Below are 12,183 nucleotides of genomic sequence, written 5' to 3'. Positions count from 1 at the left end.
TATATCAAGGATTGAAGCCGTTTTCTACTTAATTTTATTGTTCCCCAACATTTCAGCTACTTCAAGAGCAGCATAGGTAAATATACCGGTTGCACCGGCACGTTTAAAACTAATTAATGACTCCATCAAAGCTTTCTCCCAATCAATTGCCTCTGCTTCTGCTGCAAATTTTAACATTGCATATTCTCCGCTAACCTGATATGCAAAAATTTTAGCATTAAAATTATTCGCCGCTTCACGAATAACATCCAAAAACATCATACTGGGCTTCACCATAACCATATCGGCTCCCTCTGCTATATCATGCTCAATCTCAAGCATTGCTTCCTTAATATTACGTACATCCATTTGATAGCTTGATTTATCTAAATAATTCTTTTTATTACTCTTAACAGCATCACGAAACGGACCGTAAAAGCTTGAAGCATATTTAGCGGCATAAGCAAGAATTCCAACATTTATAAATCCCTCTTTGTCAAGATATTCCCTTATAGCCCCGATTCTTCCATCCATCATATCGGAAGGTGCAACAATATCTACTCCGGCTTTTGCTAGCACTAATGCTTGATTACATAAAGCTCTTAATGATCTATCATTATCAACTTCCCCATGATGTACAATACCGTCATGACCGCTTGTAGTGTAAGGATCAAGTGCTACATCGCATATTATACCAATATCGATATTAGCGTTTTTGATGCTTCTAATAGTTCTACATATTAAATTATCTAAATTATAAGCCTCATCGGCATTTTCACTTTTTAGACTTTGATCAATGCTAGGAAATAATGCAATAGCATTAATACCAAGTCCTACTGCTTTTTTTGCCGTCTCCACTACCTGATCGATCGATAAGCGATATATACCGGGCATAGTCTTAATTTCTGGTCTTTCATTATGTCTTTCAACAACAAATAAAGGTAACACTAAATCATTAACCGATAAGCTACTTTCGGCTATTAATTCTCTAAGCCAAAAAGCTTTTCTATTTCTTCTAAGTCTAATAAGGGGGTACATAAAATTCACATCTCATTTTAGTTAATAACTTGGATTCTAATATATAAAATATATAACCTAATTATCTTATAGTCAAAATATTGCATTACAAAAAGAAATTTTACTTGCAATTTATAAAAAATTTAAGCAAACTAACGAAGATAAAAATATGGTTTAATTATGTAAAGAAATATAGGAGCTTAATATGGCACAAGATAATATTCCAAAAACAGTAAAAGATAGAATAAAAGAGTGGGAAAACAAAACAAATATGTCAGATACCCCACCAAAAAATACAAAGCCGGCTGTTCCTCCAAAACCTACTCCTGAGAAAATAAAGACATGGAACGAGGAACATAAAAAACAGACTGACTTAACTACGCATTCCCAAGCACTTGATATATTTGTCGATACCACATCTCCACAAGTGGAAACCCAAAAGCCTATTATTTTTTCAAAACCCGCTCCGGAACGAACAAAAGTACCGGAAGAAACACCTAAAAAACAATCTAATTTAACCGTACAAGAAAAAATAGAGAAATTTTTTAAAAATCATAATATTGATACCAAAGATGCTTTTATTCCGGAATTTAGTCGCTATATAGAATTAAGCAATTCTATGGCAGGAAAGCGTCTTGATGTTACTGTTAAAGCTTATGAACAATCATTAGGACGACTAATAAATCAAGTAGAAGTACCTCAAAAAGAGTTTGTTTCTTTTATAGAAGATGAGCTAATAAAGAATCATCCACACAAAGATAAATTTGAGAAAATCAATCAACATTATAAATTACCTGAGCCACCTAAATTACCTGATATAATTGATAATCTTAGAGAATTAGTAAACAATGATGATATAATAGGTCATTTAAAACAAAGTAGCAAACACATTGAATTTAAAGAAAAAGTAAATAACCTTATTCAAATTTATGATGATAATAAACATAATCCAGCTGCTATAACTAAAGTTGAAGCAAAACTGAAAGAGGTAGGTAAATGGTGTGAAGAAACTACAAAAATGGATAATAATCCTATTTGGAAAAATATTGGTAATTTTATAAAATATTCATTTACCGGAGATAAAGCTAAAGCTGCTTTTTATAAAGACGCTATAAAAAATTCTACTCAAAATACTAAAAAAGCTATAGCAGAAATACAAAAATCTCTTACTAATCCTTCTCCTCATTCATCTAATGTTCCACCGTCGAAGAATAAAGGAGAAAGGTATAGAAGCTAATAAAAACTTTTAGGATCGATATCTATTTTTAGATGGCAAAAAGAAGGAATTTTTATAAGGCTTAGCCAAAATTTTAAATATTTCTGCAAATTAAATTTCTTATCGGCTATAACAAGTATCCGGTAACGATATTTACCGGCAAGCTTTGACATTAATGAGCTTGCCGGTCCTAAAATTTTCACGTTTGCTTTTGGTGCAATTCGGACCATAGCTCTAGCAATCTCTAAAATTTTAGACTCATTGGAACCTGATAAAATTACCGATGCCGTTTTGGAAAATGGAGGCATATCTGCTGATTTTCTTATTTCAAGTTCATTTGCAAAAAAACTATCTTCATCGCCGGCTTTAATATAACTAAAAATTATATTATCAGGATAATAGCTTTGTAAATATACTACACCTTTACCATCTCCCCTACCCGCTCTACCGCCTACTTGATGTAGTAGCTGAAAAGTTCGCTCAGATGCTCTAAGATCGGCGTTATTACTCCCAAGATCGGCATCTATTACTCCAACTAAAGTAAGATTTGGAAAATGATAGCCTTTTGTTATTATTTGTGTGCCTATTAAAATATCAATTTCTAGATTTTCCATTTGTTGTAGAAGTTGTACTATTTTTTCCGGACTTTTAGCATGATCTTTACTTATCACCGCAATTTTACTCTCAGAAAAAAGTGCCTTTGCTTCTTCCTCTATTCTTTCTATTCCTGGACCACAGATAGTTAATGTTTCATCCTCTAGACATTCAGGACAAGAACTAAAAATTTTACTTTGATAACCGCAATGGTGACATTCAAGTTTTTTAGTTGCTTTATGTACCACCATCCAAGAAGAGCAGAATTTACAGGCAAATCTGTGGCCGCAAGCTTTGCAGAGCATGAGCGGTGCATAGCCTCGCCTGTTAAGAAATAATAATACTTGCTTTTTATTATCTAAATTATCTTTGATAGCTTCTATAAGAATCTTGGATAAATAGGAATTCTTAGATAGCTTTTCTTTAGTCATATCGATTATTTCTATATTCGGCAAACCGACATTTTTGTATCTATTAACCAATGTAACCAATTGATATTTACCTATTTCTATATTATACATCGTTTCAATAGACGGCGTTGCCGAACACAAAACAATTTGTGCTTTATCAAATGTACCTCTTACGATAGCCGTATCCCGAGCATTATATAATATACCGTCATCTTGTTTATAGGAATCGTCATGCTCTTCATCTATAACCACCAAACCGAGATTTTTAAAAGGTAAAAATAAACTACTTCTAGCCCCAATTACTACTTTAACATTATCGCTTAATATACCTCTTAAAATCATTTTCTTTTGAGCTTTGGTAACGCTTGAGTTCCATATGATAGGCTCAAAACCGAATCGCTCTGTAAAACGATTAATAATTTGTGTACTTAAAGCAATTTCAGGCAACATCACAAGCACTTGTTTGCCTTTTGCTAAGTAGTCTGCTATTAGATGAAAATATATTTCCGTTTTACCTGACCCTGTAACACCTTTAATAATCACAGGCTTACGGCTTTCATTTAAGACTGTTACTACCCTATTCTGCTCTTCTGACAAATCAGGTAGCACAAAGTTATTATTTACTTTCTGCTCTTTAACTTTAATCGGTTTTTCAGCAATATCTATAGGTAATACTAACTTGGCTACGCTCCCAAGTTCTGACATATAGTAACCGCTCATCCATTTAATCAGCTCTAAAACTTCTGAAGTAATATTTAAATTTAATGGTACTTTTTCTTTTACGGTTTTTAGCTTTTTTGCTTCAGGAGTGGTAGCAAATTCCCATACTATACCGGTTAATTCCTTATTTCTAAAAGGCACTATGACAAGATCACCGATATTTAGCTCCAAATCTTCTGGTATTAAATAGTCTAAAGGGAATAATTTTGCTGCCGGTAATAATATTTTTGCTATTCGCATATATAATGTATTTTAAATTTTTTTTTATTATATACTAAACTGATAAATTATAGAAACCTAGATGAATAAAGATAAAAAAATTATTATAGCAATTTCCGGAGCATCAGGTGCTATATATGGTATTCGTTTGCTTGAAGTACTAAAAGAACAAAATATCGAAACTCATTTAGTTATTTCAGAGGGAGCAGCTCTTACTATAAAGCTCGAAACTAGATATTCTATAGATGAAGTTAAGTTTCTAGCTGATTATTGCTACGACGATAAAGATTTAGGCGCTAGCATTTCAAGCGGTTCTTTTAAAACTTTGGGAATGATAATAGCTCCTTGTAGTATGAAGACCTTAGCAAGTATTGCTCACTCAATGGAAGATAGTTTAATTAGTAGAGCAGCAGGTGTTGTACTTAAAGATAGACGAAAACTTATTTTAATGACCCGTGAGACTCCGCTACATATCGGACATTTAGAAAATATGTTAAAAGTAGCGAATTACGGCGGTATCATAGCACCGCCCGTACCGGCTTTTTATAATAATCCTAAAGCAATAGATGATATAGTGAATCATTCTATTACTAGAGTTTTAGATTTTTTTGATATTGAAACTAATTTAATTAAACGTTGGGGGAGTGTTTAATTAAAAATTAGTTCTAAATATAATAATAGTACTACAATCATTTTTAATATAGAATATAATTGTAGGTTAATCTTAATGATTGCGGTATCCATATGGTAAATAGTGCTAAAATAGCTAAAGATGGTAGAGTCTCTATACCGGCTGCTTATAGGAAACAATTACATTTAAAAGAAGGGGATAAAGTAGTATTTACTCTTAAAGAAAATGAGGTGGTAATTTCTCCATTAAGTTTTGTATTAAAAAAAGTCCATACTAATATCAATAAATACTACTCTTCGGAAGAAAGTTTAGTAGATAAATTGATCGCTGAACGTAGAAATGAAGCAAAAAATGAATAATGTAATATTTGATGCGTCAACCTTATTGGCTCTAATAAAGAATGAAAGCGTTAATATAGAATTAAAAAAATTATTAGGAAATGTATCCATGTCTTCCTTTAATGTGTCTGAAGTAGCCGGAATTTTATTAGAATCTGGAATGTCATATCAAGAATGTAAGGATTATATAAAGCCATTTGTAAATTCTATTGTACCTTTTGATGAGAAACAATCTTTTCTTGCTGCAACTATAAAAAACAAACTAGACATTTCGGCTTATCGCTTGGAGATCGTGCTTGTATTACACTAGGGTTAATTACCGGCTATCCTATATACACGATAGATAAAGCATGGGCTAATGTGCAATTAAATTGTAAAATTATACTTATTCGTTAAGTAATAAATAAAATGACAAATATACTAACTGATGATGAAGATAATTTACCTACAAGGGTTTTACCTTCAAATGTTCAAGCAGAACAAATGCTACTTGGAGCGATTTTAACTAATAATGAATTACTTAGTTATGTATCGGAATTTTTGCGTAGTGAACATTTTTTCGAACCTATTCATCAAAAAATCTATAACGCAATTGAAAAAATTACCGAAAAAGGTTTGATAGCTACACCTATTACTTTACGTAGTATGTTAACTCAAGATGAACTATTTCAAGAAATAGAAGGAGCGGAATATTTAGCAAAATTGATAACTATGTCAATGATGGTAATAAATCCGGTTGATTACGGTAAAATAATATATGATTTAGCAATAAAGCGTAATTTAATCAATATCGGTGAAGAAGTAGTAAACGACGCTTATAACTCCTCATTAGAGATTGAAGCAAGAGAACAGATTGAACATGCCGAGGCTAAACTTTACGATTTAGCTAGCGAAGGCCTAAATGAAAAGAGTTTTACCAGAATCGGTATTCCTATTTCGGAATCCCTTGCTAGCATCAATAGAGCTATGAAAAATAACGATCACGTAATCGGTATATCTACAGGTTTACTTGATCTAGATAATAAATTATTCGGCTTTCATAATTCCGATCTTTTAATTCTCGCAGGACGTCCATCGATGGGTAAAACAGCATTTGCTATAAATCTTGCACTTAACGCCTGTAATAATATGCGTCTTAAAAATATTAGGGATAATCAGGAAATTCAGTCGGTAGGTTTTTTCTCTTTAGAAATGTCCTCAGAACAGCTAACCACACGTCTACTTTCAATGTGTGCAGAAATTGATTCTACTTCTCTTCGTACGGGGATTCTAGGTGAAGAAAAATATAACCGTCTTCGCAAAGAAGCAAATACTTTATCGGAATTACAATTTTTTATCGATGATACCCCTGCTCTATCTATTTCTGCTATAAGAACAAGAGCGAGAAGAATGAAACGTAAGCATAATCTTGGTATATTATTTATCGATTATTTGCAGTTAATTAGAGGAGCGAGTAAGTCCGAAAATAGAGTTAGTGAAATTTCAGAGATTACACAAGGCTTAAAAGCAATAGCAAAAGAGTTAAATATTCCGGTTATAGCCTTATCTCAGCTTTCACGAGCGGTAGAACTACGTGAGGACAAAAAGCCTATGCTATCTGATCTGCGAGAATCAGGAACCATAGAACAGGATGCGGATATAGTAATGTTTATTTACCGTGAAGAATATTATCTAACTAGAAAAGAACCGGCAGCAGGTGACGCTAAACATGCTGAATGGTTAGACAAGCTCAACAAAGTATATAATGTCGCTGATATCATTGTTGCAAAACACCGTAACGGACCGGTTGGAAATGTTTCGCTTTATTATGATAGTCAATTTTCTAAATTTGGTAATTTGGAGAAAAGAACTTTTAATTCTAATTAAATTAGAATTACTGGTCATGCCTCCATATTGCAGTTATGCCTATTAAAAAGCTATACGTTCAATAAGAGTACCAATAACCTTATCATGAATATCCAATGACTTGGAAAAGCAGATTGTCTTACGTGCAAGCCTCTTGCATCTCGTTCTAAGGTTCAAGTTACTTCGTTCTATCCGTTGAGTGTATTTTTTACTGATAATATGCTTTTTAGGGTCTAATAACCTAGCATAACTCCCCCATCCATCTGTATAGTAAAAAGTCACCTTGAAATTCTCTAGTTTTTTCAGTAATGATTCTAATGTGCTATCACATCTTGTACCAAACGTATAAGCAACTACTTTTAACGAAATCTTATCCAAGGCATACCAAAGCCATCGTTGTATGGATTTATTCTGTACATAAGACCATTGTTCATCTATCTCAGGAGCAATAATTACTTCTGTTGTACTGATAGAATGATTTATTGTTTTTTAATACTAGATTTTTTTAAAACACGGATAACTGTATTGATACCCACTTTTAATACTCTTACTGTATCTCTAACTCCAGAGCCGTTGATTGACATTTCTACTATTTGCTCCTTAACTCCAGGCTTAGATGCATTATTAATATACTCCAATTAAAAATATCGATTACACCGCTTGCATTGATATCTCTGTTGTTTTGAAATTGAATATCCTGACTTTATTACTTCTTCTGTGTTGTTACAATATCTACACTTTATAATGGACTGAGAAAACAGGACAGAAAAAATAGTACTCAAGTTTCCGAAATAAGTTACAATAAATAGGTAAAACTTAGGAGGAAAGATGAAGAAAAATAAGGTTAGGATTTTCAGTAGTGAAGAAAAGACTAAGGTAGTATTAGAATTAATAAAAGAGGATGCTACCTTAAGTCAATTAGCATCAAAATATGAGATAAGCTCCAAGACAATTCAGAATTGGAAAAAGCAGTTTGTTGCTAATGCAGCTCTAGCTTTTGAGCCAGCTAAAGTTTTGAGTGAATATCAAGAACAAATTAGTGATCTCAAAGAACAAAATGATGAACTAGCTAAAGCTCTTGGGAAAGCTACGGTGGAGAGGGACTGGGCTGTGGGAAAGCTAAAAAGCTTGGACTTATCAAATAGAAAGAGTCTTGTCCAGTCCAAGCTAGATCAACTACCAAAGACAAGACAATGTGAGTTGCTAGATATTAGTCGCTCTACAACATATTATAAAGTTAAACCGCTTAGTGTAGATAAATTAAGTATCTTAAATAGAATAGATGAAATATATACAGATAATCCCGAATTTGGTTATCGTTATATTTATCATCAGTTATTAGAGGATGGTTTTTCAATTGGCAGAGATCGAGTATTAAAATATATGAGGATGATGGGAATAGAAGCCATTTATCCTCATAAGAGAAAGTCTACTTCTGTAAAGGATAATGAGCATAAAGTATACAGTTATTTACTTGATCAATATTGGACTAAATCTAGAACAACAAAAACAGTACATGTACCTAATGTCAATGAGGTTTGGAGTGGTGACATTACTTACATTAGAACTCATGATGGCTTTATGTATATGGCGGCTATTATAGACTGGCATAGCAAAGCTATATTAAGTTATAAATTATCCAATTCTATGGATGCAACTCTTGTTACTGATGTCTTGAAGGATGCCCTTAATAAATATAATGCTCCAAAGATATTTAATAGTGATCAGGGTAGTCAATATACTAGTCATGACCATATACAGATACTAAAAGATAATAATATTCAAATCTCAATGAATGGAAAAGGTCGAAGTATTGATAATATCGTAATAGAGAGATTTTTTAGGACTATAAAATATAACTGTATATTTATTAATGATTTTAAAAATATTAAAGAACTGAGGATAGGTATTGATAATTATCTGTATAAGTATAATTATCAAAGATTTCATTCGGGTATTGGTTACAAAAAACCTATGGATGTTTATCTGAATTATACGCAAAATTATTATCAATTAGCTGCTTAACAATATAATAAAAATAGGAAACGAATTTGATTATTTTTTGTCTTGATTTCTCAGTCCATTATACTTAACATCTATTTTTGCCATAACTCCTTAACTATAATTCTCTCTTATTACTGTTTGAGGATTATAGACTATTTACTCTAAACTGCAATACGGAGGCACGACCTAATAATTGTACGGACTGCCATTTTGCTATATTACTTAATTCCTTAATTAAATCTCCGACTTCTACATTACTTGTAATCATTTGTTGGTAAAATGTTGGATTATTATGATGTACTACAATAAGAATACTACAAGTCCAAATTATATATACTATTGCAGGAATTAAGCTTCCAAATAAAAACGCCGTCTTTAGCATTTTAGCATCTTTGTTACAATAATTAGTTGTAATAGTTGAGATTTAATCTTACATTTAGTAAAATTAAGATAATATTAAATGGAGGATTAGAGATGAATCTAAATCAAAAAATAATAAAGCCAAAAATAGGATTACTAGAATTAGCTAGGAGTCTTGGTAGTATATCGTCAGCATATAAAGCTATGGGTTACAGTAGAGACAGTTATTATAGGTTTAAAGAGTTATATGAAACAGGAGGAGAAGAAGCATTATATGAGATTAGTCGGAAGAAGCCAATTATAGCGAATAGAGTTGATCCTGCCGTAGAGAGAGCAGTATTAGATATGGCAGTAGAATACCCCGCTTATGGTCAGCTGCGAGTATCAAATGAGCTTAAAAAGACTGGTATTCTTGTATCACCTGGAGGAGTTAGATCTATTTGGCTACGTAATGATTTAAATAATATCAATAAAAGACTTAAAGCATTAGAAGCCAAAATGGCTCAGGATGGTATTGTTCTTACCGAAGCTCAGTTACAAGTATTAGAGAAACGGCGTAGCGAGAAAGAAGCTCATGGTGAGATTGATACACAGCATCCAGGTTATCTAGGATGCCAAGACACATATTATGTAGGTAATTTTAAAGGCATAGGCAAGGTATATTCTCAAGTGTTTATTGATAGTTACACTCGGGTTGCAGAGGCTAAACTATATACTGATAAAACAGCACTTACCGCTGCTGACATGCTTAATGATAGAGTGTTACCATGGTATGAGAGTCAGCAAATACCAGTACTTCGTATTTTAACTGATAGAGGTGGTGAGTATAAAGGTAATATAGAACATCATGCTTTTGAATTGTTCTTAAGCATTGAGGGTATTGAGCATACTACTACTAAAGCATATTCTCCTCAAACAAATGGTATGTGTGAACGTTTTAATAAAACTATGAAACAAGAATTCTTTGATACTGCTATGCGTAAAAAGATCTATACTGATCTTGATGATCTACAACTAGATCTTGATATTTGGCTAGAATATTATAATAATGAAAGACCGCATTCCGGTAAATATTGCTATGGAAAAACACCTATGCAGACTTTTATGGATAGTAAAAAGTTAGCTGTTGAAAAGAATAACGAAATCTTATATCTTGAATACTCATCTGACAGTCATAACTTATCAGACATTCAGATATAATTTTTATAATGTCTGTAAGATTAAATCTTGACTTCTACATGGAAGATTACTTAGAAACCAAACGAAGTAAAAACTACCGGAGTTACTACGCCCCATATAGATATTTCTTTATAATTTGGTGAGAATAAAGGTAAATTGTCCCACTGAATCATGGAAACAAGTCCAATAACTAAAATTGCAATTATAAGCAACCCGATAAATAGCACTCGATTTATATAATCTACTAACTTTAGAGGTAATAATAATATTAGAATGCTAATAATAACATACCATGCTCCTATATAAGTTATACTTGTATCTAAAGCTAATAACTTCTGTAATATTGAAGAACACCCATATATAAATACTGCAAGTAAAGCATATGAAAGGAGCTTAAGGCTTACCGTACCGATGATTTGAGCAGTATGTCCTGAAAAATATTTTCCCAATGCTCCAAGTGTTAAACCTTTACCCGCTTGAAGATTAAGCTCCAGGTTAATTAAAGAAGTATAATACATTATAAACCAAATTATAAACATCAATATTATACTATGTTTTATACTTAATTTTGCTAATACCATAGGCAGTGCTATCATACCGCTACCTATACAAGTACCTGAAATTCACAGGATTGAACCAATAAGTTTTTGCATAATTTAATGAAGTTTAGAGTGAAGAAAAAAGTATGTAATTTTTACTAAAAAGAAAATCAGCTAAAAAAAGAAGATAAGATTTTAAAGGAAAAAGTTTTGATAAGTAAAATTAACATTCGTATAATTTTGTTAAAGCACATATAACGATATAATATAATTATATTAATTATTTATGTCAAATTATTAATATTGCTTTTTAAGGGTATTTTTGTATGTTTTTATTAGACAGCTTTCTAAATAACTTCTAGAAGCTGACTTAGAAAGATGTCTATGAAATTTACTATATTTAAAAATGCCGAGATTAGCCAAAATAATTAGTAATGCAGGAATATGTTCTAGGCGTGATGCTGAAAAGCTGATAGCTGAAGGACAGGTAAAAGTAGACGGCATTACAATTTTATCACCGGCTACAAATGTTGATATCAGTAATCAAATTGAAGTATCAGGCATATTAATCAATCAATCGCAAAAACCAAGGCTTTGGATTTATTACAAGCCTGTCGGTTTAATTACCACTCATAAAGACCCTTTATCTCGTAAAACGGTGTTTGAACAACTAACCGGTTTACCTCGTGTAATTTCAATAGGTAGGCTGGATTTAAATAGCGAGGGTTTGTTATTACTAACTAATAGCGGTGACTTAGCGCGTCAGTTTGAGCTACCTTCAAATAGGTTAAAGCGAGTATATCATGTTAGGGCATATGGGAAGTCTGATATTCTACTAAAAAGCGATTATAAAAATTTAGAAATTGACGGGATATTCTATAATCCTCATTCGATAAAGTTACTTAAGCAAAATAAGAGTAATTCTTGGTTTGAAGTAGTTTTATTTGAAGGAAAAAATCAGGAAATTAGAAGAATATTCGAGTATTTTGGACTAAAAGTTAACAAATTAATTAGGATTCAATATGGTAGTTTTACAATAGATAATCTAAAACCCGGAGCTTATAAAGAAATAAATAATACAATACTGGAAAAATAATTAGTAATGTGTTATTATTAACGCATTTTAACTAAT

At 32.0% G+C, this 12,183-nt stretch carries 12 protein-coding genes and 1 pseudogene; 8 read left to right on the top strand and 5 right to left on the bottom strand.

Going from position 1 to position 12,183, the window contains the following annotated elements; all coding sequences use genetic code 11:
* Positions 1 to 24 precede the first annotated feature (24 nt).
* Positions 25 to 1,017, bottom strand: a complete 993-nt coding sequence (hemB, locus tag AC0ODJ_RS04970) for a porphobilinogen synthase (protein WP_218460331.1) — start codon at positions 1,015 to 1,017, stop codon at positions 25 to 27.
* Positions 1,018 to 1,201: 184 nt separating this feature from the next.
* Here hemB and AC0ODJ_RS04965 point away from each other — a divergent pair, with 184 nt between their 5' ends.
* Entirely contained in the window at positions 1,202 to 2,233 is a 1,032-nt protein-coding gene (locus AC0ODJ_RS04965; protein WP_474465158.1) for a hypothetical protein, read from the top strand.
* Here the strand turns inward: AC0ODJ_RS04965 and AC0ODJ_RS04960 are convergent.
* Positions 2,230 to 4,176 (bottom strand): primosomal protein N', encoded by a 1,947-nt coding sequence (locus AC0ODJ_RS04960; RefSeq protein WP_218460333.1) that lies wholly within the window; start codon positions 4,174 to 4,176, stop codon positions 2,230 to 2,232. The genes AC0ODJ_RS04965 and AC0ODJ_RS04960 overlap by 4 nt on opposite strands.
* Before the next feature lie 61 nt (positions 4,177 to 4,237).
* On the opposite strand from AC0ODJ_RS04960, the gene AC0ODJ_RS04955 reads away from it, so the two are divergent.
* The 4 genes from AC0ODJ_RS04955 to AC0ODJ_RS04940 all read left to right on the top strand — a co-directional run bounded on the left by AC0ODJ_RS04955 (position 4,238) and on the right by AC0ODJ_RS04940 (position 6,990).
* Positions 4,238 to 4,807, top strand: a complete 570-nt coding sequence (locus AC0ODJ_RS04955) for a UbiX family flavin prenyltransferase (RefSeq protein ID WP_218460334.1) — start codon at positions 4,238 to 4,240, stop codon at positions 4,805 to 4,807.
* Between the two features lie 92 nt (positions 4,808 to 4,899).
* Entirely contained in the window at positions 4,900 to 5,145 is a 246-nt protein-coding gene (locus AC0ODJ_RS04950; RefSeq protein ID WP_218460335.1) for an AbrB/MazE/SpoVT family DNA-binding domain-containing protein, read from the top strand.
* Positions 5,138 to 5,434, top strand: a complete 297-nt coding sequence (locus tag AC0ODJ_RS04945) for a hypothetical protein (protein WP_371920395.1) — start codon at positions 5,138 to 5,140, stop codon at positions 5,432 to 5,434. The genes AC0ODJ_RS04950 and AC0ODJ_RS04945 overlap by 8 nt, the downstream gene beginning before the upstream one ends.
* Before the next feature lie 98 nt (positions 5,435 to 5,532).
* Positions 5,533 to 6,990: a replicative DNA helicase gene (locus AC0ODJ_RS04940; RefSeq protein ID WP_218460336.1), complete on the top strand. Its 1,458-nt coding sequence runs from the start codon at positions 5,533 to 5,535 to the stop codon at positions 6,988 to 6,990.
* A gap of 42 nt (positions 6,991 to 7,032) precedes the next feature.
* On the opposite strand, the pseudogene AC0ODJ_RS04935 reads toward AC0ODJ_RS04940, so the two are convergent.
* Positions 7,033 to 7,715: pseudogene (locus tag AC0ODJ_RS04935) on the bottom strand (IS1 family transposase).
* A gap of 82 nt (positions 7,716 to 7,797) precedes the next feature.
* On the opposite strand from AC0ODJ_RS04935, the gene AC0ODJ_RS04930 reads away from it, so the two are divergent.
* Positions 7,798 to 8,994, top strand: coding sequence for an IS3 family transposase (locus tag AC0ODJ_RS04930; protein ID WP_474464651.1), 1,197 nt, complete (start codon positions 7,798 to 7,800; stop codon positions 8,992 to 8,994).
* Between the two features lie 124 nt (positions 8,995 to 9,118).
* Here the strand turns inward: AC0ODJ_RS04930 and AC0ODJ_RS04925 are convergent, their stop codons facing one another.
* Complete coding sequence (locus AC0ODJ_RS04925) at positions 9,119 to 9,388, bottom strand: aromatic amino acid transport family protein (protein ID WP_474465753.1); 270 nt, start codon at positions 9,386 to 9,388, stop codon at positions 9,119 to 9,121.
* Positions 9,389 to 9,447: 59 nt separating this feature from the next.
* Between AC0ODJ_RS04925 and AC0ODJ_RS04920 the strand changes: the two genes are divergently transcribed.
* Positions 9,448 to 10,533 (top strand): IS481 family transposase, encoded by a 1,086-nt coding sequence (locus AC0ODJ_RS04920; RefSeq protein ID WP_474465674.1) that lies wholly within the window; start codon positions 9,448 to 9,450, stop codon positions 10,531 to 10,533.
* A 50-nt stretch (positions 10,534 to 10,583) separates the two neighbouring features.
* Here AC0ODJ_RS04920 and AC0ODJ_RS04915 read toward each other — a convergent pair whose 3' ends face one another.
* Entirely contained in the window at positions 10,584 to 11,108 is a 525-nt protein-coding gene (locus AC0ODJ_RS04915) for an aromatic amino acid transport family protein (protein ID WP_218460692.1), read from the bottom strand.
* 349 nt (positions 11,109 to 11,457) lie between these two features.
* Here AC0ODJ_RS04915 and AC0ODJ_RS04910 point away from each other — a divergent pair, with 349 nt between their 5' ends.
* On the top strand, positions 11,458 to 12,147 hold the full coding sequence (locus AC0ODJ_RS04910) for a pseudouridine synthase (RefSeq protein ID WP_218460691.1): 690 nt from the start codon (positions 11,458 to 11,460) through the stop codon (positions 12,145 to 12,147).
* Positions 12,148 to 12,183 lie beyond the last annotated feature (36 nt).

It is taken from the genome of Rickettsia senegalensis (assembly GCF_056135685.1).
This window is presented reverse-complemented; position numbering and strand designations above follow the sequence as displayed.